The organism is Stenotrophomonas sp. Steno-C15 (assembly GCF_056393265.1).
The window spans coordinates 15,596-37,295 of record NZ_JBWJPF010000007.1; the positions used below are offsets into that span (position 1 = coordinate 15,596).

General features: G+C 64.9%; 23 protein-coding genes. 19 read left to right on the top strand and 4 right to left on the bottom strand.

Features of this window, described 5'->3' with window-relative positions:
- The first annotated feature begins 5 nt into the window (after nt 1-5).
- From AC06FB_RS07630 to AC06FB_RS07670, 9 genes are all read left to right on the top strand, one after another.
- Nucleotides 6-1,082, top strand: coding sequence for an NAD(P)H-dependent flavin oxidoreductase (locus AC06FB_RS07630; RefSeq protein WP_253118959.1), 1,077 nt, complete (start codon nt 6-8; stop codon nt 1,080-1,082).
- Nucleotides 1,079-1,861 (top strand): aminotransferase class IV family protein, encoded by a 783-nt coding sequence (locus AC06FB_RS07635; RefSeq protein WP_478053526.1) that lies wholly within the window; start codon nt 1,079-1,081, stop codon nt 1,859-1,861. Before AC06FB_RS07630 ends, AC06FB_RS07635 begins: the two co-directional genes overlap by 4 nt.
- Nucleotides 1,862-1,997: 136 nt before the next feature.
- Nucleotides 1,998-2,258 (top strand): 30S ribosomal protein S16, encoded by a 261-nt coding sequence (gene rpsP, locus AC06FB_RS07640; RefSeq protein ID WP_005415733.1) that lies wholly within the window; start codon nt 1,998-2,000, stop codon nt 2,256-2,258.
- 44 nt (nt 2,259-2,302) lie between these two features.
- Complete coding sequence (rimM, locus tag AC06FB_RS07645) at nt 2,303-2,815, top strand: ribosome maturation factor RimM (RefSeq protein ID WP_053518968.1); 513 nt, start codon at nt 2,303-2,305, stop codon at nt 2,813-2,815.
- A gap of 2 nt (nt 2,816-2,817) precedes the next feature.
- Nucleotides 2,818-3,576: a tRNA (guanosine(37)-N1)-methyltransferase TrmD gene (gene trmD / locus AC06FB_RS07650; protein ID WP_478053527.1), complete on the top strand. Its 759-nt coding sequence runs from the start codon at nt 2,818-2,820 to the stop codon at nt 3,574-3,576.
- Nucleotides 3,577-3,730: 154 nt separating this feature from the next.
- Nucleotides 3,731-4,132 (top strand): 50S ribosomal protein L19, encoded by a 402-nt coding sequence (rplS, locus tag AC06FB_RS07655; RefSeq protein WP_053518963.1) that lies wholly within the window; start codon nt 3,731-3,733, stop codon nt 4,130-4,132.
- Nucleotides 4,133-4,214: 82 nt separating this feature from the next.
- Nucleotides 4,215-4,595: a DUF6404 family protein gene (locus AC06FB_RS07660; protein ID WP_053518961.1), complete on the top strand. Its 381-nt coding sequence runs from the start codon at nt 4,215-4,217 to the stop codon at nt 4,593-4,595.
- A gap of 79 nt (nt 4,596-4,674) precedes the next feature.
- Nucleotides 4,675-5,109, top strand: a complete 435-nt coding sequence (locus AC06FB_RS07665; RefSeq protein ID WP_053518995.1) for a DUF1801 domain-containing protein — start codon at nt 4,675-4,677, stop codon at nt 5,107-5,109.
- A gap of 38 nt (nt 5,110-5,147) precedes the next feature.
- Nucleotides 5,148-5,555 (top strand): DUF1801 domain-containing protein, encoded by a 408-nt coding sequence (locus AC06FB_RS07670; protein ID WP_111186813.1) that lies wholly within the window; start codon nt 5,148-5,150, stop codon nt 5,553-5,555.
- Between the two features lie 19 nt (nt 5,556-5,574).
- Here the strand turns inward: AC06FB_RS07670 and AC06FB_RS07675 are convergent, their stop codons facing one another.
- Nucleotides 5,575-7,032 carry an MATE family efflux transporter gene (locus AC06FB_RS07675; RefSeq protein WP_478053528.1) on the bottom strand — a complete coding sequence of 486 codons (1,458 nt, stop codon included), beginning with the start codon at nt 7,030-7,032 and terminating at the stop codon, nt 5,575-5,577.
- 62 nt (nt 7,033-7,094) lie between these two features.
- On the opposite strand from AC06FB_RS07675, the gene AC06FB_RS07680 reads away from it, so the two are divergent.
- Nucleotides 7,095-7,331: a hypothetical protein gene (locus AC06FB_RS07680; RefSeq protein WP_053518955.1), complete on the top strand. Its 237-nt coding sequence runs from the start codon at nt 7,095-7,097 to the stop codon at nt 7,329-7,331.
- A 9-nt stretch (nt 7,332-7,340) separates the two neighbouring features.
- Nucleotides 7,341-7,748: an RNA-binding S4 domain-containing protein gene (locus AC06FB_RS07685; protein ID WP_262219230.1), complete on the top strand. Its 408-nt coding sequence runs from the start codon at nt 7,341-7,343 to the stop codon at nt 7,746-7,748.
- 108 nt (nt 7,749-7,856) lie between these two features.
- On the opposite strand, the gene katG is transcribed toward AC06FB_RS07685, so the two are convergent.
- From katG to mutS, 3 genes are all read right to left on the bottom strand, one after another.
- Nucleotides 7,857-10,097 (bottom strand): catalase/peroxidase HPI, encoded by a 2,241-nt coding sequence (gene katG / locus AC06FB_RS07690; protein ID WP_478053529.1) that lies wholly within the window; start codon nt 10,095-10,097, stop codon nt 7,857-7,859.
- A gap of 147 nt (nt 10,098-10,244) precedes the next feature.
- Entirely contained in the window at nt 10,245-10,853 is a 609-nt protein-coding gene (locus AC06FB_RS07695; RefSeq protein WP_346480578.1) for a DUF937 domain-containing protein, read from the bottom strand.
- Between the two features lie 137 nt (nt 10,854-10,990).
- Nucleotides 10,991-13,546 (bottom strand): DNA mismatch repair protein MutS, encoded by a 2,556-nt coding sequence (gene mutS, locus AC06FB_RS07700; RefSeq protein ID WP_253119072.1) that lies wholly within the window; start codon nt 13,544-13,546, stop codon nt 10,991-10,993.
- Between the two features lie 202 nt (nt 13,547-13,748).
- Here mutS and AC06FB_RS07705 point away from each other — a divergent pair, with 202 nt between their 5' ends.
- The 8 genes from AC06FB_RS07705 to AC06FB_RS07740 all read left to right on the top strand — a co-directional run bounded on the left by AC06FB_RS07705 (nt 13,749) and on the right by AC06FB_RS07740 (nt 21,675).
- Nucleotides 13,749-15,659, top strand: coding sequence for an integrase (locus AC06FB_RS07705; protein ID WP_478053530.1), 1,911 nt, complete (start codon nt 13,749-13,751; stop codon nt 15,657-15,659).
- A complete protein-coding gene (locus AC06FB_RS07710; RefSeq protein WP_478053531.1) occupies nt 15,649-16,428 on the top strand; it encodes a nucleotide-binding protein in 780 nt (259 codons plus the stop codon). The genes AC06FB_RS07705 and AC06FB_RS07710 overlap by 11 nt, the downstream gene beginning before the upstream one ends.
- Entirely contained in the window at nt 16,425-17,003 is a 579-nt protein-coding gene (locus AC06FB_RS07715; protein ID WP_478053532.1) for a hypothetical protein, read from the top strand. Before AC06FB_RS07710 ends, AC06FB_RS07715 begins: the two co-directional genes overlap by 4 nt.
- A 170-nt stretch (nt 17,004-17,173) precedes the next feature.
- A complete protein-coding gene (locus tag AC06FB_RS07720) occupies nt 17,174-17,827 on the top strand; it encodes a DNA N-6-adenine-methyltransferase (protein WP_478053533.1) in 654 nt (217 codons plus the stop codon).
- Nucleotides 17,828-18,107: 280 nt separating this feature from the next.
- Nucleotides 18,108-18,368 (top strand): hypothetical protein, encoded by a 261-nt coding sequence (locus tag AC06FB_RS07725; RefSeq protein ID WP_152905568.1) that lies wholly within the window; start codon nt 18,108-18,110, stop codon nt 18,366-18,368.
- A gap of 131 nt (nt 18,369-18,499) precedes the next feature.
- A complete protein-coding gene (locus AC06FB_RS07730) occupies nt 18,500-20,182 on the top strand; it encodes a DNA primase family protein (protein ID WP_478053534.1) in 1,683 nt (560 codons plus the stop codon).
- 180 nt (nt 20,183-20,362) lie between these two features.
- Nucleotides 20,363-20,578, top strand: coding sequence for a hypothetical protein (locus tag AC06FB_RS07735; RefSeq protein WP_478053535.1), 216 nt, complete (start codon nt 20,363-20,365; stop codon nt 20,576-20,578).
- A gap of 68 nt (nt 20,579-20,646) precedes the next feature.
- Nucleotides 20,647-21,675: an ArdC family protein gene (locus AC06FB_RS07740; protein WP_478053536.1), complete on the top strand. Its 1,029-nt coding sequence runs from the start codon at nt 20,647-20,649 to the stop codon at nt 21,673-21,675.
- Nucleotides 21,676-21,700 lie beyond the last annotated feature (25 nt).

The window sequence follows — 21,700 nt, forward strand, 5'->3', positions numbered from 1 at the left end:
GTCGCGTGAACGCATCGCCGATTCTTGAACGCGCCGACGCCTTCTGTCGGCGTTTTTCATTGCAGCTTCCGATCCTCCTCGCCCCCATGGCCGGTGCCTGTCCGGTGCCGTTGTCGGCGGCGCTGGCCAATGCCGGCAGCATGGGCGCAATGGGCGCGGTGCTCTCCTCGGCCGCCGATATCGGGCGGTGGATGGATGAGTTCCGGGCCATCTCCACCGGCCCGGCGCAGGTGAACCTGTGGTTGCCGGACCCGGCGCCGACGCGCGACGTGGTCGCCGAATCCGCCAGCCGTGCCTTCCTCGCGCAGTGGGGACCGGAGGTGCCGGCCAGTGCGGCCGATGCCACGCCAGCCGATTTCGAGGACCAGTTCGCTGCGTTGCTGGCCGCGCGCCCGGCGGTGGCCTCGACCATCATGGGCGTGCTTTCCCCCGCGCATGTGCAGCGGTTGAAGGACGCCGGCATTGCCTGGATCGCCTGTGCCACCACGCTGGCCGAAGCGCGGGCTGCACAGGACGCCGGGGCCGATGCGGTGGTGGCACAGGGGGCTGAAGCCGGTGGCCATCGCGGGGCCTTCGATCCGGCGCTGGCCGAACGCCAGTTGGTCGGCCTGTTCGCACTGCTGCCGCGGCTTGCGGACCATCTTCAAGTTCCGGTGATCGCGGCCGGTGGCATCGCCGACGGGCGTGGCATCGCCGCGGCATTGACGCTGGGTGCCAGCGCGGTGCAGATCGGCACCGCGTTCCTGCGCACACCGGAGGCAGCACTGGCGCCGGCCTGGGCCGACGCGCTGGCGATCACGGAACCGGAGGATACCTGGCCGACGCGTGCGTTCAGTGGCCGACTGGGCCGCGGCCTGGCAACGCCCTATGTACGCGCCGCTGCGGCGGCCGGTGCGCCGGCTCCGCGCCCGTACCCGGTACAGCGTGGACTGACCGGGCCGATGCGCGCGCAGGCCACACGCGAGAACCGGCTGGCGGCGATGCAGGCCTGGGCCGGGCAGTCGGCGTGGATGGCACCGGCGCGGCCGGCCGCTGACGTGCTGCGCGGCATGTGGGAACAGGCGCAGGCGCTGCTGCGATGATGCTGACCTGCAACGGCCAGCCGGCGCAGGTGGAGGATCTGCTGCCGGCGCTGGTGAATTACGGTCACTTCACCTCGCTGCAGGTGCGTGGCGGAGCAGTGCAGGGATTGGACCTGCATCTGGCTCGACTGTCGCAGGCCACACGAGACCTGTTCGGCAGCGAGCTGGACACGGCGCAGGTGCGGGGCTGGATGGCGCAGGCGCTGCAGAGGGCCGGTCTTGCCGACGCCTCGCTGCGGGTGACGGTGTTCTCGCGTCACTTCGACTTCCGCGATCCACTGGCCCGCGTGGCGGTCGATGTGCTGGTGGCGGTATCCGCGCCGGTATCGCTGTCCACGCCGCGCCGCGTGCGCAGCGTCACCTGGCAGCGGGAGCTGCCGCAGATCAAGCACGTCGGCACGTTCGGCCTGTTCGCGCAGCGGCGCGCGGCGATGGCCGACGGGTTTGACGACGCGCTTTTCGTGGACACGCAGGGGCACGTCAGCGAGGGCACGACCTGGAACGTGGCCGTGCATGATGGGCACCAGCTGATCTGGCCACGCGCCGCCGCGCTGCGGGGTACCGCAGAGGCCCTGCTGCGTGAGCATTGGAACGGACCGCAGGTGTGCCGGCCCCTGCCGGCAGGCGCCCTGCATGGAGTGCAGGCTGCGTTTGCCTGCAACGCCAGCGGACTCTGGGCGCTGCAGAGCATTGATGGGCGGGCCCTGACCGGCTCGCTGGCGTTGGCTGAACAGGGCCGGGCGGTACTGGCCGGCGTGCCGTGGCAACCGCTTTCCTGAACGGATGCATGGCCTGCCGGCCGCCGGGCATGGCCCGGCGCTACCGTGACGCATGGGGTTGGCTCGGTCACGCTCTGCCGCTATAATCGCCCGCTTACCTCGCCATCCTGGCGACTGGGCAATAGGAAAACACACCATGGTCAAGATTCGACTGACCCGCGGCGGCGCCAAGAAGCGTCCGTTCTACCACATCATCGTCACCGACGTGCGCAGCGCGCGCGACGGCCGCAACATCGAGCGCGTTGGCTTCTACAACCCGGTCGCCCAGGGCGCCGAGAAGCGCATCGAGCTGGATCTGGCCCGCGTTGACCATTGGGTCAAGAACGGCGCCCAGCCGACCGACAAGGTCCGCAACCTGATCAAGGAAGCGACCAAGTCCCAGGCCGCTGCGGCCTGATCCTGACGGGCCACGCTCCGGCGTGGCCCTCCTGGTTGAAGCAGATGAAAGATATCGAGCGCCGCATCCTGCTGGGCAGGATTGTCGGCGCTTTTGGTGTGCGCGGCGAGATCAAGCTCGAGTCCTGGACCGAGCCACGTTCCGCCATTTTCCGTTACCAGCCATGGATCGTGCGCAGTCCGTCCGGCGTGGAAACCACGATTGAAGGTGTGCGGGGTCGCGACAGCGGCAAGCACCTGGTCGCGCGTTTCCCCGGCGTCGAGGACCGTGACGCGGTCGAAGCCATGCGTGGCACCGAGATCTATGTGCCGCGCAGCGCGCTGCCGCCGCCGAATCCGGATGAATATTACTGGGTCGACCTGGAAGGCCTGGACGTGAAGACGACCGAGGGCGTTGCCCTGGGCCAGGTCTCGCACCTGTTCAGCACCGGTGCCAACGACGTGGTGGTGGTCCGTGGCGACCGCGAGCGGATGATCCCGTTCGTGCTGCCGGACTTCGTCGTTTCGGTGGACTTCGAGGCGAACCTGGTCGTGGTCGACTGGGATCCCGAGTTCTGAGCATGCGTTTCGACGTCATCACCCTGTTCCCCGAGTTCCTCGCCCAGTCTGCTGGACTGGGCGTGGTCGGACGCGCGCAGGAGAAAGGGTTGTTCAGCCTTCACGGCTGGAATCCCCGTGATTACGCCGAAGGCAACTACCGCCGGGTGGACGACCGTCCCTTCGGCGGTGGCCCGGGCATGGTGATGCTGATCGAACCGCTGCAGGCCTGCCTGCAGGCGATCCGCAATGCCGATCCGACCCCGGCCAGGGTGATCTACCTCAGCCCGCAGGGGGCGCCGTTGACCCAGGCCAAGGTCCGTGAACTGGCGGCGCTGCCGCGCATGGTCCTGCTCTGTGGGCGCTACGAGGGCATCGACGAGCGCTTCCTGGAAGCCAATGTCGACGAGGAGATTTCCCTCGGCGACTACGTACTGTCCGGCGGCGAGCTGGGCGCAGCGGTCATCATCGACGCCGTGGCCCGCCTGCAGGAGGGGGCCCTGAACGACGCTGAATCGGCGGCACAGGACAGCTTCGAGGGCGACCTCGGCCTGCTCGACTGCCCGCATTACAGCCAGCCGGCCCAGCACCCGCTGGGGGTCGTGCCGGAGGTGCTGCGCTCGGGCAACCACGCGGCCATCGCCGCCTGGCGCCGCCAGCAGTCCCTGGTCCGTACCGCCCAGCGGCGCCCGGACCTGCTGGATGAACAGGCGCTGGGCAAGACCGACCGCAAACTGCTGGAGCAGGGCCGTCAGGCCCGGAAACAAAAGGCCAGCCCCTAGCGCAGGGCTGGCGTTATCGGCTATCATGGCCAATTCCCGCCGGCCCCGGCTGGCGTGCGCAGTACCCAAAACAAACGTGCAGCACAGTCCGGTGACTGCATGAGCCTACGTTGTCGAATCGACACGCCCACCCGAACAAGAATCGGTGTAACCCATGAGCAAGCTGAACAAGTCCATCGTCGCGGAATTCGAATCCGCCCAGATCACCCGCGAACTGCCGAAGTTCAGCCAGGGCGACACCGTTGTCGTCAACGTGAAGGTGAAGGAAGGCAACCGTGAGCGCGTGCAGGCCTACGAAGGCGTTGTGATCGGCACCAAGAATGCCGGCCTGAACTCCTCGTTCACCGTCCGCAAGATCTCGCACGGCTACGGCGTCGAGCGCGTCTTCCAGACCCACAGCGCCATCATCGACTCGGTCGAAGTGAAGCGCCGCGGCAAGGTCCGCGCCGGCAAGCTGTACTACCTGCGTGGCCTGGAAGGCAAGGCTGCCCGCATCAAGGAAGACCTGGCTGCCGCTGCGCAGGCCAAGGCTGCCCGTCTGGCCGAAAAGGCCTGATAGACAACTCCGGTTGTTGCCGCGACGGCCGCCTTCGGGCGGCCGTTTGCGTTTGTGCTCCTGCATCCGCTAGGTTCGTGCGATGAACAAGAACGACCTGCGCTATCCCGACCGCATCCGCGCGGCGCTTCGTCTGCTGGACGACAAGGGGCTGCCTCGCGCGCAGTCCGCACCGTTGCTGCATCGGACGCTGTGGCGGATGGGCGTCGCTGTGCCGCCGCCGATCCTGGCCGGTTTCCGCATCAACGCGCTGGTGCAGGGGCTGCTGTTCGGCCTGTTCTGGTGCGCCCTGATGTGGCTGCTGCTGTGGCAGGGCGGTGAGCGTCCACTCGGCCTGCTGCTGGGTGCCGGATTGCTGGCGGGCGGCCTGTTCGGTGTGGTGATGGCGCTCCTGATGCGCTCGCTTCAACGCCAACGACAGCTGCCCGAATGGCGCCAGTTCCTGGCCTCGCTGGCGGACTGAAGCGATGGCGCAGTGCGCCGTGACCGCAGGCTGCCGATGGCGCTAGTCTGCGGCTTCATTCCCATGCATGCGCCGTGCGATGCCTTCCAAGCGAGCCGCACCTTCCACTGCACCCAGGCTCCTGTCCGGGGGAAATCCGCAGATCGCCAAGGGCGAGGGTGATGCGCCGGTGCAGGCGTACATCGCCGCCATGCCGGACTGGAAGCAGCCCATCGGCGCACGCCTCGACGCACTGATAGGCCAAGCCGTGCCCGGCGTGCACAAAGCGGTGAAGTGGAACTCGCCGATGTACGCGGTGGCCGCCGATGCCGGCTGGTTCCTCAGCTTCCATTGCTTCGCCCGTTACATCAAGGTCGCGTTCTTCCGCGGCGCGGCCCTGCAACCGATGCCACCGGAGCCGTCCAGAAGCGCCGATACCCGCTACCTGCACATCACGCAGGAGGGCATGCTGGATGAAGCGCAGTTCCTCGAGTGGGTCCGCCAGGCCGCTGCATTGCCCGGCGAACGCATGTAAGCCCGCCATTCCGGACGTTCCGCCGACGAGAGCACACGATGACCACGCATGCACCGAACCCCGACGACGCCGGAACACCCGCGGCCGCACTGATCGATGCGCGCATCGCGGAACTGGGTGACTGGCGCGGTGAAACGCTGGCACGCGTTCGGGCGCTGATCCATGAAGCGCTGCCGGAGGTGCAGGAAACCTGGAAATGGCGGGGCATACCGGTATGGGAACATCACGGCATCCTGTGCACCGGTGAGACCTACAAGCAGGCAGTGAAGCTGACCTTCGCCCAGGGCGCGGCCTTGCCGGACCCGAAGCGCCTGTTCAACGCCAGCCTGGAAGGCAACACGCGGCGCGCGATCGACATCCATGAAGGCACCATGCCCGATGCCACGGCGTTCAAGACCCTGATGCGCGCGGCGGCCAAGCACAACGCCGCGAAGAACAAGCGGTAGCACCGGGCCATGCCCGGCGCTACCGGGTCACGGCATCCGGGTCCGCCACCGGTGACGGTGGGCAGGCGGGAATCTCCGACGGTGTGGCAATCGCCTCGGCCTTCGCGGGTGTGCTGATCATCTTCGCCTTGCGCCATCCCCCCCAGCGGTAGTACCCCAGCGACAGCAGCATCGACACCAGAGAACTGACCGGGAAACTCCACCAGATTGCATCTGCGCCCCAATAGGGCTGCAGCAGTTCGGCGAACGGAACGCGCACGCCCCACAGTGACGCGGCCAGGATCAGCAGTGGTGGAATCACCGCACCCGTCGAGCGCACCACGCCGGAAATCACGAAGCTTACGCCGAAGAACAGGAACGAGCCGACCACCACATGGTTGAGGTGGCGCGCGATCTGCAGCGACTCGCTGCCCTGCGGCAGGAACAGGGCCAGCGAGTACTGGTCCAGCAGCACCAGCGGCAGGATCAACGCACCGGTCAGCAGGAAATTGAACAGCACGCCCTTGCGTGCGGTGCCGCGGACGCGATCCCACTGCTGGGCACCCACGTTCTGTGCGGCCATCGTGGAACAGGCCGCGCCGATCGCCATCGCCGGCATCTGCACGTAGTTCCACAATTGCAACGAGGCGCCATAGGCCGCTGCAGTTTCGGTGCCGTACTGGTTGACCATGGTCATCAGCAGGATCACCGACAGCGAGATCAGCACCATCTGCAGGCCCATCGGCACGCCTTTGACCACCAGTGCCTTGAGGATGGTCAGGTCCAGCTTGAACAGGCGCATGTCGGCGCGACCCAGCCACAGCGTGTGGCGCTTGTGCCGCATGTACAGCAGCAGGCCGCCCAGCGAGAGGGTCTGCGACACCAGCGTGGCCCAGGCCGAGCCGGCGATGCCCAGCTCCGGGAACGGCCCCATGCCGAAGATCAGTACCGGATTCAATGCGATGTCCAGCACGACCGACAGCAGCAGGAAGCGGAACGGCGTACGCGAGTCACCGGCACCGCGCAGCGCGGCGCTGAGGAAGGCAAAGGCATACAACGTCGGCATTGCCAGGAAGATGATGCGCAGATAGGCCTCGGCCAGTGGCAGCGAGGCCGCCGGCGTGCCCATCGCCGCCAGCAGCGGATGAGCCATGAACCAGCCGGCGATGGCGATGATCGCCGACAGGCCGATGAAGAACGTGGCACTGGTGCCGACCACGCGCCGTGCCTGGGCGATATCCCGTGCACCGATGGCCTGGCCGATCAGGATGGTGGAGGCCATGCCGAAGCCGAACACCGAACCGATCAGGAAGAACATGATGTTGTTGGCGTTCGCGGTGGCAGTCAGTGCCGCTTCGCCGAGGAAGCGCCCGACCCATACCGCGTTCACCGAACCGTTCAGCGACTGCGCGATGTTGCCCGCCAGGATCGGCAGCGAGAACAGCAGGAGATTGCGGCCGATCGGGCCGGCGGTCAGGTCAAGCGGCGCTTTGGCCATGGGGTGGTGATCGAATCCCGGGAGGCGCACACTAGCACCAAGCCGGTTCGCGGGATGTGGCAATGCATCAACGACAGCAGGTGAGGTCGATGACGTTGGCCTTGATTGGCGGCCTGTTGGCCGCATGTTCGTCGGGAGACCGGCTGGGCGATACCCAGGTGCGGCCGACCGACCGCCCCGAATGTCTGGTCGGCAGCCAGCGCCAGGATCTCGCTGCCGGAGCACCGACCCTGATCGGGGGCAGCGGCTGCCGCACCGACCCCGACAATCCGCGCCCCCTGAACAAGCGAACGGAGTAGTACCTGCCGATGCCTGAGCTTTCCCCGCTGTCGCCCAGTGTCCGTCTGGACATCTGGTTGTGGGCGGCCCGTTTCTTCAAGACCCGCAGCCTGGCCAAGCAGGCCATCGAAACCGGCAAGGTCAGCGTGGCCGGTCAGCGGCCGAAGTCCTCGCGCGCGGTGCGCGTGGGTGAGCACCTGCAGGTCGATCGCGGCGAGGAGCATTTCGAGATCCAGGTGATGGGCCTGAGCGACCAGCGCGGGCCTGCCCCGGTCGCGCACCAGCTGTATGCCGAGAGCGAGGCCTCGAAGGCACGGCGCGCCCAGCAGCGCGCACTGCGCATCGCCGCGCGCGACGGCTTCCAGCCACCGGAGCACAAGCCGGACAAGCGCGCGCGGCGTCTGATCCGCGCGCTGGGCGACATCGACGCGCTGTAACGCGAACGCCCCCAAGGCAGCGCCGGGCCATGCCCGGCGAGCCCTTCAGTGGCAGCGCCGGGCCATGCCCGGTGGGCCTTCCGACAGCAGCGCCGGGCCTGCCGGTGATCAGCCGTGCAGGTCGTAGCGGTCCAGCTCCATCACCCGGGTCCACGCCGCGACGAAGTCCTGCACGAACTTCTTCTCGCCGTCTGCACTGCCATAGACCTCTGCCAGCGCACGCAGCACCGCATTGGATCCAAATACCAGATCAGCACGGGTGGCGGTCCAGCGTGCGGCGCCGTCGTTGCGGCTGCGGCCTTCGTAGGTTTCACGACCGGTGGCCTTCCACTGCGTGCCCATGTCCAGCAGGTTGACGAAGAAGTCGTTGCTGAGTGTCCCGGGCCGATCGGTGAAGACGCCGTGCGCGCTGCCATCGGCATTGGCACCCAGTACGCGCAGGCCACCGACCAGCACGGTCAGCTCCGGGGCGGTCAGCGTCAGCAGTTGCGCCCGGTCGATCAGCAGCGCTTCGCCCGGAACGCTGTAGGCGCCCTTGAGGTAGTTGCGGAATCCATCGGCCGCCGGTTCCAGCACCGCGAACGATTCCACGTCGGTCTGCTCCTGGCTGGCGTCGGTACGGCCCGGCGTGAACGGTACGCTGATGTCGTGCCCACCGGCCTTGGCGGCCTGTTCGATGCCCACGCCACCGGCCAGCACGATCAGGTCGGCCAGCGACACCTGCCTTTTACTGCCGGCATTGAACCCGCTCTGCACCTTTTCCAGCGCGGCCAGCACCTTGGCCAGACGGGCGGGCTGGTTTACCGGCCAGTCCTTCTGCGGTGCCAGGCGGATGCGCGCACCATTGGCGCCGCCCCGCTTGTCCGAGCCACGGAAGGTGGAGGCCGATGCCCAGGCCGTGGAGACCAGTTCAGGGACGCTCAGGCCGCTTGCGGCGATCGCCTGCTTCAGGGTGGCCACATCCCTGGCCTCAATGAGCGGGTGCTTTGCGGCCGGCAGCGGATCCTGCCAGATGAACTCTTCGGCCGGCACTTCCGGCCCCAGATAGCGCGCGCGCGGCCCCATGTCGCGATGGGTCAGCTTGAACCAGGCGCGCGCGAACGCATCGGCAAACGCCTGCGGATCGGCCAGGAAGCGGCGCGAGATCTTTTCGTAGGCGGGATCCATGCGCAGCGACAGATCGGTGGTCAGCATGGTCGGGCGGTGCTTCTTCGAGGCGTCGTGCGCATCGGGAATGACCGCCTCGGCATCCTTGGCCACCCATTGATGCGCGCCGGCCGGACTTTTGGTCAGTTCCCATTCGTACTTGAACAGGTTCTCGAAGAAGTCATGGCTCCACTGCGCTGGAGTACGGGTCCAGGTGACTTCCAGGCCACTGGTGATGGTGTCGCCGCCCTTGCCGCTGCCGAAGCTGTTGGCCCAGCCCAGGCCCTGGCTCTCCAGATCGGCCGCTTCAGGCTCCTTGCCGACGTTGTCTGCCGGGCCGGCGCCATGGGTCTTGCCGAAGCTGTGCCCGCCGGCGATCAGCGCCACCGTTTCTTCATCGTCCATCGCCATGCGGCCGAACGTGTCACGGATGTCATGTGCAGCCAGTACCGGGTCAGGATTGCCGTCGGGGCCCTCGGGATTCACATAGATCAGGCCCATCTGCACTGCGGCCAGCGGGTTCTCCAGCTTGCGCGAATGCACGTCGCCATCGGCATCGTCATCGGACACCAGCACGCCGTGGGATTCCACCACGCCCTCGGAGCCATGCTTGTAGCGCACGTCACCGCCCAGCCATGTGGTTTCGCGGCCCCAGTACACATCCTGATCCGGTTCCCAGGTATCGGGACGGCCACCGGCGAAGCCCAGTGTCCTGAAGCCCATCGACTCCAGCGCGACATTGCCGGTCAGGATAAGCAGGTCGGCCCAGGAGATGGCCTGGCCGTACTTCTGCTTGATCGGCCACAGCAGGCGTCGCGCCTTGTCCAGACTGACGTTGTCCGGCCAGCTGTTGAGCGGGGCGAAGCGCTGCTGGCCGCGGCCGCCGCCACCGCGGCCATCACCGATGCGATAGGTGCCGGCGCTGTGCCACGCCATGCGGATGAACAGGCCGCCGTAGTGACCGAAATCGGCCGGCCACCAGTCCTGCGAGTCCGTCATCAGTGCTTTCAGGTCTGCCTTCAGCGCGGCATAGTCCAGGCTCTTGAACGCCGATGCGTAATCAAAGCCGGCATCGAGCGGGTTGGAGCGCGCGGAATGCTGGTTGAGCAGGTCCACGCGCAGCTGGTTCGGCCACCAGTCGCGGTTGGTCGTCGCGTCACCGACGACGGCATGGTTGAAGGGGCACTTCGCTTCGCTTTTCATGGGTCTCTACCTGTGGACTGGCGAAAGGTGGAATCGGGGGAGGCCCGACCCACATTAGGTGGCGCCTGTGGATCGGTAAATTCGATTGATTCAACCAATGCGATAGTGGCTGTCTATTAGGTCCGGGGCTTGTACGGGTGTGTGCGATCAGCGCTTGAGCAACCCCGAGCCGAGCTTCAGCAGGTCGCTGGCCCCGAACTGGCCGTCGCCGTCCTGATCGAGCACACCGCCCAGCATGCTGCCGATGCCGCCGGACTGCTGCGCCTCCTGGCCGAGGGCGCTGCTGAGTTCGCTGGCGTTGCCCTGCTGGGCGAAGCGCTGGGCCAGGAAGGACATGACGATGGGCGCAAGGATCGCCAGCAGCTTGCCGGAGGTGCCGCTGTCCAGGCCGGTCTTCTGGCCAAGCACCTGCGCGGCCTGCGGCTGCTGGCCACCGAAGATGTGGCCGAGGATGCCGGCCCCATCGGTGGCGCCGCTGCCGCCGCCACCCATCACTGCGGCGAGGATGCTGCCGAGGTCGAAGCCGCCACCCCCACCACTGCCCAGATGGTCACGCTGCAGCGCATTGAGCAGGGACTGCGCGCCCTGCGGCTCGCTGGCGTTCTGGCCCATTGCGCCCAGCAGCAGCGGCAAGGCGCTGCCCACCGCCTGGGTGGTCTGGCTGCTGTCCAGGCCGAGCTGCTGGGAAACCTGCTGCAGGCCTTGCCCCTGCTGCAGCTGCTGGAAGAGGGATGCGGCGAGGGATTCGGTGTTCATGGCGGTCTCCGTTCTGTGAAGGAAGGACCGCCCGAGCATAACGCCGCCTGCACGACGGAAATGCGAAGGCTGCCGGGCGCAGGCTCGCTCTGACCGGGGGCGGGAGGGGGGCCGGCGTTGCGCCGGTCCCATGCCGGTTACAGCAGTGACTTCAGCCGATACAGCGCTTCCAGCGCCTGTTTGGGCGTCAGTTCGTCCGGATCGATGGCGGCCAGCGCCTCCTGCGCCTTGCTGGACGGGGCATTGAACAGGCCGAACTGCTGCGGGGCATCCAGCGCCTGAGGGGCCAGCTCCGCCGCATGGCTCTCGCTGCCCCGTTGTTCCAGTTCGGCCAGGCGCCGCCGCGCCTGTGCCACGGTCGATCGAGGCAGGCCGGCCAGCGCGGCCACCTGCAGTCCGAAGCTGCGGTTGGCCGGGCCGTCCTTCACAGCGTGCATGAACACCAGCGCTTCGCCATGCTCGACCGCATCCAGGTGCACGTTGGCGATACCGCTGCGGCCGCCCTCGTACTGCTCGTCGGCCAGCGCGGTCAGCTCGAAATAGTGGGTGGCGAACAGTGTGTAGCAGCGGTTCTCGTAGGCGAGGTGGCGGGCCACCGCGTCGGCCAGGGCAAGGCCGTCATAGGTGGAGGTGCCGCGGCCGATCTCATCCATCAGCACCAGCGAATGTGGGCTGGCGTGATGCAGGATGTAGCTGGTCTCGGCCATTTCGACCATGAAGGTCGACTGCCCGCGGGCGAGATCGTCGCCGGCGCCGATGCGGGTCAGGATGCGGTCGATCGGGCCGATCACGGCGCGGCTGGCCGGTACGAAGGAGCCGATGTGGGCCAGAAGCACGATCAGTGCATTCTGCCGCATGTAGGTGGATTTACCGCCCATGTTCGGGCCGGTGATGACCAGCATCCGGCGGTCCGGGTGCAGGTCCAGATCGTTCGGCTCGAAGGGCTGCTCGCGCACGGCTTCCACGACAGGGTGACGGCCGCGCTCGATCTTCAGGCAGGGTGCCGTTTCCAGTTCCGGGCGCGACCAGTCCAGTGCCTGCGCGCGCTCGGCGAATGCGGCCAGCACATCCAGTTCGCTCAACGCGGCGGCACACTGCTTCAGCGGCTCCAGCTGTGCACCCAGCGTGTCCAGCAGCTGCTCATACAGGAACTTCTCGCGCGACAGCGAGCGGTCGCGCGCGGACAGTACCTTGTCCTCGAACGCCTTCAGTTCTTCGGTGATGTAGCGCTCGGCGTTGGTGAGGGTCTGGCGGCGCGTGTAGTGCACCGGTGCGCGGTCGGCCTGGCCCTTGCTGATCTCGATGTAATAGCCGTGCACACGGTTGTAGCCGACCTTCAGTGTGGCAATGCCGCTGCTTTCGCGCTCGCGCCGCTCAAGGTCGACCAGGAACTGGTCGGCGTTCGTGGACAGGCGTCGCAGCTCATCCAGCTCCTCGTCGAAGCCATCGGCCAGCACGCCGCCATCGCTGAGTTTCAGCGGCGGCATTTCAGCGATGGCACGCGCGAGCAGCTGCGCGCAGTCGTCATGCTCGCCCAGCGCGGCGTACAGCGCCTGCAGGCGTGGCGAGTCCAGTGGCGCCAGCACGTCGCGCACCGCAGGCAACAGGCCCAGGCCATCGCGCAGTGTCGAGAAATCGCGGGGGCGTGCCGAGCGCAGGGCGACGCGGGTGAGGATGCGCTCGAGGTCACCCAGGCGACGGAACTGTTCGCGGATGTCGCCATCGCTGCCGCGATCGATCAGCGTCGCTACCGCATGGTGGCGCTGTACCAGCACCTCGCGCAGGCGCAACGGGCGATGCAGCCAGCGACGCAGCAGGCGGCCGCCCATCGGCGTGACGGTGCTGTCGAGCACGCCCAGCAGGGTATTGCGGGTATCGCCGTCGACCCGCGTATCCAGCTCCAGGTGGCGGCGGGTCGCGGCGTTCATGGCGATCGCCTCGCCGGCGGTTTCCATCGCGATCGAGGTCAGGTGCGGCAGGCGCTGCTTCTGGGTTTCTTCGACATAGCCGAGCAGGGCGCCTGCGGCGGCCGTGGCGCGTGGCTTGTCGTCGATGCCGAAGCCGCTCAGGTCATGCAGCTTGAAGAAGGCCAGCAGCTGCCGACGACCGCTGTCCGCATCGAACAGCCATGGCGCGCGGCGACGCACACCGCTGCGCTGGCGCAGGAAGTCCGGCCAGTTCTCCTCGTCCGGCACCAGCAGCTCGGCCGGCTCCAGGCGCGCCAGCTCGGCTTCCAGCGCGTCGTCGGTGTCGACCTCGTTGACCAGGAAGCGGCCACCGGCGAGGTCGGCCCAGGCCAGGCCGTAGCCCTGCCGGGTGCGCGACAGGGCCATCAGCAGGGTGTCGCGGCGTTCGTCGAGCAGTGCTTCGTCGGTGACCGTACCGGGGGTGACGATGCGGACCACCTTGCGCTCGACCAGCCCCTTGGCCAGGGCCGGGTCGCCGATCTGCTCGCAGATCGCCACGGATTCGCCCAGCGCCACCAGCCGTGCCAGGTAGCCCTCGTAGGCATGCACGGGCACACCGGCCATCGGAATCGGGGCGCCGCCGGAACTGCCGCGCTGGGTCAGGGTGATGTCGAGCAGGCGTGCAGCCTTGCGTGCATCGTCGTAGAACAGCTCGTAGAAGTCGCCCATGCGGAAGAACAGCAGCAGATCCGGGTACTCGGACTTCGCTGCGAAGAACTGCTTCATTAGAGGCGTGTGTTCTGCGCTGGCCTTGATCTGTTTCTTGTTTTCTTTTGAATCAGTGGTTTGCAAAATTTACGCCTCGATTTGTAACGGCCACTTCCGGTCAGAAACGGCAACTAACGGTGTTTTTTGTTGCGATCCTGTTGCGACGACTCTTGGTTGAGGTCAGAATCCTGTTGCGACAGAAAAAGGAGCGCTTGCATCCATGGCAAAAAATGTTGCGACAGAAACGGGCGCCCGACGAGCGGCGTTCAAGTTTAGTCTGACCCATGCTCAGCTGCTGCAGCTTTCAACCCACGTCATTCCCGAGCGCGTCGGCGATCGCATCAAGCTGGTCCCCCGCTCGCAGGCCGACATTGGGAAGCCCTATCGGATCGTGGATGCGGGTCAAGGCGCCCCTGTCGGATTTGGGTTCTACGTGGGGAAGACGAAGGTCACCTACGAGGTGGTGAGGCGAGGTCCTAAGGGGGTGCGTCGATTCGCCTTGGGCAACGCGACGGATATGGGCTTGGCTGAGGCCTATGAGAAGGCACGGGCCCATCTGGCTATCCTGATGGACACCGGAGAGAACCCCAAGGCCCACCAGGCCAAGGTCCGGAGGGTCGAAGAGAGCATCGAGCGGCTGGCAAGCATCACCGTGCGCCAGTGCATGGCCTCCTACCTGGCGGACATGGAAGACCGCTTGGCAAGGGGCTTGGTCAAAGCCAACAGCGTGTCTGCCTACAAAGACAGCATGGCTCGCTTGGCCCGACCTGAAGTGGCTTTGGCGGACAGGACGGTGAAGGAACTGCGCGAAGCGGACATCCGAAAGGCCTACGAGGCCATGCGCCGCAGCGCCATGGCCCGCTCCAATCGGATCCCCACGGCGATGCGCAACGCGTTGATGGGACACGACGACTGGGCCGAGCTCGACACCGCTACCTTGGAATCCTTGGGCATCACGGGGAAATACATCCAGCGGGTGAAGGCCTCTGGAGTTGCTGCAGCTGAGCACACCTTCACCGATGCCTACCGGGGCGTGAAGCACGTGGTGCTCAAAGAAGTGGAAGAAGCCAGCATCTCAGGGCGCCAGCCGCTGCTGTCGTTCAATCCGTTCTCCATCATTTTCAGCAAGAAGTTGGTGCGCAGTGCCCGCGAATTGCGCAAGCATTACGAACGGGCGGCGGTCAGAAACCCGCTGGACGACGACACGCTGCCTCGCGTGATGAAAGCCATTTTGGCCCGACGGGACGAGCAGGGCGGCCACAACGCCGGAGCGGCTGACTACCTTATGTTGACCTTGCTATGGGGCACTCGGCGAAACGAGGCAGTGGAGTTGCGCTGGTTTGATCGATGCACCAAAGGCGAGCTCTCCCAGCGTGAGGTTTCTTGGGTCTGGCTCGGTGAACCGGACGCGGTGAACCCTTACACCGGCCGGACCGGGCCGCAGGTCTTCATGAGCGACACCAAGTCCGGCGAGAGCCGTTTCTTGCCTGTTTGCTACTTCGCCCAGCGGATCCTGCGACGACGCTTGGACACCCGAATGGACGAGGTGGGTCCCAAGAAGGAGCTTGCTGCAGCCCGCCAACTGATGGAAGCGGCGCGCAAGAGTGGCGCTTCAAAAGCCGTGGTCGCAGGGCTTCAAGAAGCAATGGAGAAGGCAGAGCACGAAGTGCTGCGCTCAAAGTATGTCTTTCCTGCCCGTTCCAATCGCAGCAAGACGGGGCACTACTCTGACAGCAAGTCCATCCTGGCCAATGTGCGCCGGGACGCGGGCCTGACGGACGTCCGGAACGACGTGGATCAAGGGCTGACCCCCCACGATCTCCGCCGGACGTTGGGGAGGTATGCCGGTCTCCATCTCGGGGAAAGCCGTGTGGTCTCACAGATGCTCCACCACCACGTGTCCCAGCCTGGAGACCGCGGTATGGCTGAGGTGAGCAAGCTCTACACCGATCAAGAATGGAAACGGTTGCGCGAGGCCTTTACGGAAGTGGAGGAGCTGATGATTGCCCGTAGCCCACGGGTGTGGAACCGGCTCAAGGGCGCGGACAAGCCTCGGCTCGATGAATCGAAGGACGAACCGGTTACTATTTTTGCTCCCAGAAACCAGATCACGGCCCTGGATGACGATTGAACTTCAACGGACAGAAGAGCAGTTTCTGACGCGGCAAGCCGATGCGTTGGATCGGGAGCTTGATCGTGCTGCGGCGGGATTACCCCCGCCAACGGTGAGCACCCGGGCCGCCGCCCGATACCTTGGTGTTCATTTCGACACGCTGGGTGAGTGGCGTCGCCGTTCGCCTCCCCTTGGCCCCCCGTTCCAGAAGGGAGCGGGCCTGGTCGGGGCTGGGTTGAACCAGCACGTGAAATACCTCTACGGTGATCTGGTGGCTTGGCAGGAGGCTCGTCGGGGAAAGACGCCCAAGGAACGCCGCCTCCAAACCGAATTGGATCAGGCGCAGCAACGAGCACGGGAATTTGAGTTGGAGCTGGCCCTTCGGCAGGCCAAGGACGAGGTGGCAAGGCTTCAGAAGAAGCTGGGGCGGATTTCCCACTTGGCTACCCTGCGGGACGTAGCCATGGCCCCACACGATTGGGCGTTGGTGGGTAACCGAATCGCCGGCCACGTGCTGGTCGTGGATGACGTCGTTCTCGCGCAGGCCTTGGACGGGGGTGACGTGTGGGAAGGCACCTTAGAAGAAGCGTTGGCCCAGCCTTGGACAAGCACGGAGGCACGTCAGGCTTACCAGGATGCGTTTGTGGCCGTGCTCACCGGCACACAGCACCTGATCGAGGCCGCACGGTCGCGCCAGCATGCCAGTGATCTAGAAGAGCGGTTGGACAGTGCCACCCACGAGGCAAAGCCAGTGCGGCCGTTCGAAAAAGGAAGTGGTCGGCTTTGAGCACGCGTGATCCAGACATTCTGGGCGGGCGCCCTGGCCGGCCGTCGAAGGAGCCGAAGCCCCTGGCGTTGACAGCGGCTGAGGATGAGGAGTTTTCCAGGGCAAAGTCAGGCAAGCTGGAATGGGTCGGCCCTGGCGTGGCTGCCTACATGCTGGGCATTTCCAAGGATGCACTGAAGAAACGTCGCCAGCGCAACGAAGGGTTGATCCCAGAACACAAGCCCGTCAAGAATAATCGCCAAGGCGCGCAATACAGGTGGTCATCGGTGAGACGTTGTGCCGGTGCCGAACGCATTTCATCCGACGTTCTGGCGCAACGCCTCGGTGACGTCGTGGCCGCATTGAAGAAACTTGGCCTTGAAGGCTTGGAGCAAGACCTTCCCTGGGCCTACAACGACGTCGATCGCCTAGTGGGGTTTGCTTCGCTTCACCCACAACTGCCGGCGCGTGCGCTTACGGTGATTGAAGCCCTAGATGCACCGTGGGTAAGCAGCGAAGCACGTCAGCCCTTCCACGACTGGGCCATTGGCGTGCTCGATTCCGCCGCCGAAAGCGCCGCGAAAGCCGCCGACTAAACCTCATTCCCGACTTCTTGTCGGTAAACACCTAGGCGAGTCGCGCCAATGCTTTCCGGCCATTATCGGGACACTTGTCCCGATAAAACGGCGTTTGCGCGTGGATGGCCTACAGGGTCAGAACTGCAATCTCGTGTCCGTTCCGATTGGGAACGACATGCGGGATCGATATGCAGTCCAACGTTCTTCAATTCAAACGGGCCACCCGCCCCAACCGCCTCGCAGCGGCTAAACCCACCCGGCTCACCTCCGTTTGCTACAAGGCAAGCGACAAGGCCCACACGAGCGTCGATTGGTATACCCCGCCTGCCATCGTCAGGGCGCTGGGGGGAAGGCGCGGCTTTGACCTCGATCCTTGCACGCCCGAAGACCCGTCGCGGCTGCCGGCGCCCACGGCCCGCCGAATGATCCCGCCGAGCCAGGACGGCTTGGCAACGCCGTGGCCGATGCAGGCATTCGTGTGGATGAACCCGCCTTACGGAAAAGGGATGGAGAAGTGGTTGAGCAAGCTGGCCAACCACCCCGGCGGCGGTATCGCCCTGGTGCCGGTCAGCATGGAGACGGGATGGATGCACGACTGCGTGCTTTCCCACCCCAACGCGACGGCGATTCTGTTCACCCGTGGGAGGCTGAAGTTCGTGCGTCCCGACGGAACCACCGGCACGGCAGCGCCGTCGGGATCGTTGGTGGTGGCTTACGGCAAGCGCGCCGCCGGTCACCTTCAGCAAGCGCACGCAAGCGGCGTGCTGCGCGGGAAGTTCTTTGCCATCGAGCGGGTAGTGCAGGTGGCCAGTGCGAACCAGGGGAGTGCGAACGAAGAATGATCTTCTCGGGGACGGAACAAGCACCCGTTACACCCATCACAGGTGCTTGTTACGGCAGTTTGTCCAATGGATTCAATGGCTTTGCAGCGGCGAAGGCGCGTGTAACGGGTGTAACGGGTGGGTAGGCATTACTTGCAGCTGCATCAGAGATTTTGGCTTCAATGGCCAATCACTTTTTCAAATCAATGGATCTACTCGTTACACCTGTTACACCCGTGACAAACCTTGTCTGGTCAGGGTTTCAGCCGTAACAAGGGGTGTAACAAGCACCTGTTACACCTTGGCTGAAAAGCGTGAATTGCCTCTCGTTTATGCAAAAAATGCTGTTGAGGCAACAGATATTGGTTTTAGTCAAGAAGTTGATCTGGACAAGTTCGTGGGCTCTGTTTGGATGGGGTTGTGGCCACAACGGGACCACATCACCCAGGAAACGAGCAATGACGAACTCCCCCACATCGAAGAAGGCGACGCAACCGCGAGACGAAATGTTGAAGGCGCGGGTGAGTCGAGCGTTCAAGCGGCGGCTTCAAGCGGCGGCTGATGCCCAGGGCAAGACTTCATCGGAAGCCATGCGTCAAGCGCTGGTGGAATGGATGAGTCGCGTCCAGCAGGCCGCGTAATCAACAAAAAACCCCGGCGCCAACCGGGGTTCAAAAAACGGACAACACACACATGAACGATACAACACCAACTTCGGGTGTCAATGGGCGCCCCAGCAATGTCCTTTCCTTCCGTGGGAATGCGGCCCCCAAGGCGGCTTTTGGAGCACCAGCGCCCAAGGCAACCTTGAGCGATCAAGCATTCGAGGCAGATTTTGCCGATCACCTGAAAGCGACGGAGGAGTATGCGATCGGCGGCAAGTTGCCGGATGGTGACGACGATTGCAGCTTCTTCCGCTGGCTTCCTGAGCAAGGCTACTGGGACCGTTGCTCGGAGAAGGACATGGCGGCCAAGGCGCTTTCCTGGCTCCGATTGGAGCGCAAGGACAAGGCGAACGCAGGTCATGCAACCAGCTGCATCAACACGGCGGTGCTTGAGCTGATGGGGGATCGAAAATGCTGGTTGCCCAAGAAGTCCGATCGCAGGGCCATCGTTCCCCTCAAGGGGGGTTACCTTGAGATCGTCAAGCCTGACGAACCGCGTTGTGCTCGCGCAGCGGCGGATGGGGAAGAGGTCGTTGATCAGGACGTTTTTTCTGCGACGTATGGACAGGGTTTGGGCCCGCGGCAAGCACTCCTGTTTCAGAACGACGAGACGCCGTCCAGGGCGCGCATTCGGGTGCTGGCAGCCGCCAAGGAGCATGGAATCACTTACCAGGTCCCTGCCAGGCTGCGGCTGGAACAGGTTGACGGCGATGGCTACTACACTCCCAAGCCGCTGGATCCCAACTCGAAGTTCGGTCAATACCTGGATCTCTTTCAGCCCGACCTGGAGGTGCGTGCACTCCTTCAGGAGGCGGTGGCCAGCTCGTTGATGTCGATCTGCTTTGAGAAGGCCTTCTTCCTGGTTGGGTCGGGCAGCAATGGCAAGTCCACGTTCCTCCACATCCTGCGCGCCCTTCACCCCCGCAACGTGTCGCTGCGTCTGGAGAAGCTGGACGGGACTTTTGCCATGGCCCCACTGGTGGGCAAGAGCGCCTACATTGTCACGGAGACGCCAAAGGTCCTTGCCGCATCCATCCAGGAAGTCCTGAAAGCGCTCATTTCCCGTGACCCGATCCAAGTCGAGGCCAAGCGCAAAGACGCATACACCACCCTCCCGATCGGCACACTGTTCGCCAGCGTCAACGCCTGGTTCACGGTTTCCGGACATGAGCACGGGTTCTGGCGAAAGGTTCTGGCCATCCCCTTCAATGTTCGCATGGGTGAGAAGACCCATGAGGGCGCGAAGGGGGGAAATGGAAAGAAGCGTGAGCCTGACTTCCACCTGCAGATCACCGAAAGCGAGGAGGAAATGGCCCAGGTGCTGGACTGGGTGCTGGAAGGAGCGCTGCGCCTCATGGAGCGTGGCGGGTTTTCCGAAAAGCTGCCCGACGCCGTGCTGGCGCTGGCCGAGCAAAACCGAATGGCATCGGACACGACCATGGCCTACATGGCGGACCGCGACGCTTCCTACGACAGCGGTGTTTGCACCGACAAGACGGCCATTTACGCCGACTACCGCCAATACGTGTTGGAAGAGTTGGGCAAGAAGCCTGTCAACGCGGAGGACTTCTGGAAGCGCGTTCGCGAGAAGTTTCCCGAGGCCGGCATCTACCAAATCTCCCATGGGGGCAAGAAGCCTCGCGTGGCCGAGATTCGAATTGCGGGGATCAAACCACTGCGGGACATGGCGGATTTGGAAACGCCTGTGTGAGCCAGTTTCACAACAACCGTTTTGCGGTTGGCTGGCTTGTAGAGAGGCTGGGGCTCAATGCCGTCAACCGCAGGCGGAAGCAGTGGTCCCATTTCTCATCCAGCCCTACAGGCGCCCTGTCAGCAGGTGCGGTCGTGGCGGGGGGCTTGCCAAATCCCCATCTTGTCGCATGCTGAAACCATGATCCCTTCCGATGCTTTTGTGGACGACAGCATGGACCGCCAGGACGCCCTGGCGGCCTCCCCCCGTTTCACCGTGCACCGAACCCCCGAGGGCATCCGGGTGCAGCTCCAGGAGGGCGACACAGACCCCGGCACCGGTTTGACCATCGACCGGGTCTTGGCGTTGCTGGAGAGCCTGCTGGAGCAGGGGCGCGCCGTCACCATTCACGATTGAAGTTTCCAGCCTAACCCCCTTGGCGTTGCCGACAGGCGCCTTTCCTTGCCTTCCAGGAGAGCCTGCCCGTGTCCGATGCCACCCCCAACGAAAGCTTCCTTCAGCGCCATTCCCGCGACGTCGTCGAACGCCTGATCCGCCAGATGGAGGAGGGCACCGGTCCCTTCCTCAAGCCCTGGGACGCCCGCGTGGACCTCGGGTTGCCCATGAACCCCACGACGGGCAAGAGCTACCGGGGCGGAAACCTGCTCCACCTGTGGGCCCTGCAGAGCGCCTGGGACACCCAGGACAACCGGTGGATGACCTACAAGCAAGCTGCGCTCGTGGGCGCTCAGGTTCGCAAAGGCGAGAAAGCCAGCGTCATCGAATACTGGGATTGGTCACCGGTCGAAGAGGCCAAGAAGAGCGGGGACCCCGATCTCATCGCCAAGGCCCACCCCAAGGTCTTCTTCCCCCGCGTGTTCAACGCGATGCAAATCGATGGGTTGCCGGCGTTGGTCCTGCCACCCCCGCGTCCAGAGCCCGACATTCATCAGGCCTGCGAAGCGGTGCTCAAGGGTAGCGGAGCCGAGATCCACCACGACGGGGGCAACCAGGCGTTCTACCGGCCGATGACGGACAGCATTCACTTGCCCCAGCGCAACACCTTCCACTCGGCCAGCGGCTACTACGCCACCGCGTTGCACGAGCTGGGCCACTGGACCGGCTTTCCCACCCGCCTCAACCGCGACCAGAAAGGGGCCTTCGGGAGCATCGACTACGCCAAGGAAGAATTGGTCGCCGAGATCTCCAGCATGCTGATGGGCGAACGACTGGGCATTGGCCATGACCCCACCCAGCACGCGGCTTACGTGAAGTCGTGGATCCAAATCCTCCGGGACGATCCCCGGGAGCTCTTCCGAGCCGCGGCGGCGGCCGAGCGGGTGGTGGAGTTCCTGAAGGTGCCCGAGTTGGTTCGCGAGCCGCTCCCGAAGGTTGAGCAGGAGCGGCAGCTCGTGGCAGGCAACCAGCAGGAGCTTGAAAAACCTAAGGGCACGAAGGCCCGCACGAAAGCGCGTGAGAAGGCCAGGCAGAGGAGCCACGTGATGGTGGCCTGATACCCATTGCGCGTTTGCGAATCTG

Bases quoted from the DNA above. Each gene is read 5' to 3' on its own strand.
- AC06FB_RS07635 (WP_478053526.1), top strand. From the start codon at position 1,079: ATGATGCTGACCTGCAACGGCCAGCCGGCGCAGGTGGAGGATCTGCTG.
- rpsP (WP_005415733.1), top strand. From the start codon at position 1,998: ATGGTCAAGATTCGACTGACCCGCGGCGGCGCCAAGAAGCGTCCGTTC.
- rimM (WP_053518968.1), top strand. From the start codon at position 2,303: ATGAAAGATATCGAGCGCCGCATCCTGCTGGGCAGGATTGTCGGCGCT.
- trmD (WP_478053527.1), top strand. From the start codon at position 2,818: ATGCGTTTCGACGTCATCACCCTGTTCCCCGAGTTCCTCGCCCAGTCT.
- rplS (WP_053518963.1), top strand. From the start codon at position 3,731: ATGAGCAAGCTGAACAAGTCCATCGTCGCGGAATTCGAATCCGCCCAG.
- AC06FB_RS07660 (WP_053518961.1), top strand. From the start codon at position 4,215: ATGAACAAGAACGACCTGCGCTATCCCGACCGCATCCGCGCGGCGCTT.
- AC06FB_RS07665 (WP_053518995.1), top strand. From the start codon at position 4,675: ATGCCTTCCAAGCGAGCCGCACCTTCCACTGCACCCAGGCTCCTGTCC.
- AC06FB_RS07670 (WP_111186813.1), top strand. From the start codon at position 5,148: ATGACCACGCATGCACCGAACCCCGACGACGCCGGAACACCCGCGGCC.
- AC06FB_RS07675 (WP_478053528.1), bottom strand. From the start codon at position 7,032: ATGGCCAAAGCGCCGCTTGACCTGACCGCCGGCCCGATCGGCCGCAAT.
- AC06FB_RS07680 (WP_053518955.1), top strand. From the start codon at position 7,095: ATGCATCAACGACAGCAGGTGAGGTCGATGACGTTGGCCTTGATTGGC.
- AC06FB_RS07685 (WP_262219230.1), top strand. From the start codon at position 7,341: ATGCCTGAGCTTTCCCCGCTGTCGCCCAGTGTCCGTCTGGACATCTGG.
- katG (WP_478053529.1), bottom strand. From the start codon at position 10,097: ATGAAAAGCGAAGCGAAGTGCCCCTTCAACCATGCCGTCGTCGGTGAC.
- AC06FB_RS07695 (WP_346480578.1), bottom strand. From the start codon at position 10,853: ATGAACACCGAATCCCTCGCCGCATCCCTCTTCCAGCAGCTGCAGCAG.
- mutS (WP_253119072.1), bottom strand. From the start codon at position 13,546: ATGAAGCAGTTCTTCGCAGCGAAGTCCGAGTACCCGGATCTGCTGCTG.
- AC06FB_RS07705 (WP_478053530.1), top strand. From the start codon at position 13,749: ATGGCAAAAAATGTTGCGACAGAAACGGGCGCCCGACGAGCGGCGTTC.
- AC06FB_RS07710 (WP_478053531.1), top strand. From the start codon at position 15,649: ATGACGATTGAACTTCAACGGACAGAAGAGCAGTTTCTGACGCGGCAA.
- AC06FB_RS07720 (WP_478053533.1), top strand. From the start codon at position 17,174: ATGCAGTCCAACGTTCTTCAATTCAAACGGGCCACCCGCCCCAACCGC.
- AC06FB_RS07730 (WP_478053534.1), top strand. From the start codon at position 18,500: ATGAACGATACAACACCAACTTCGGGTGTCAATGGGCGCCCCAGCAAT.
- AC06FB_RS07735 (WP_478053535.1), top strand. From the start codon at position 20,363: ATGATCCCTTCCGATGCTTTTGTGGACGACAGCATGGACCGCCAGGAC.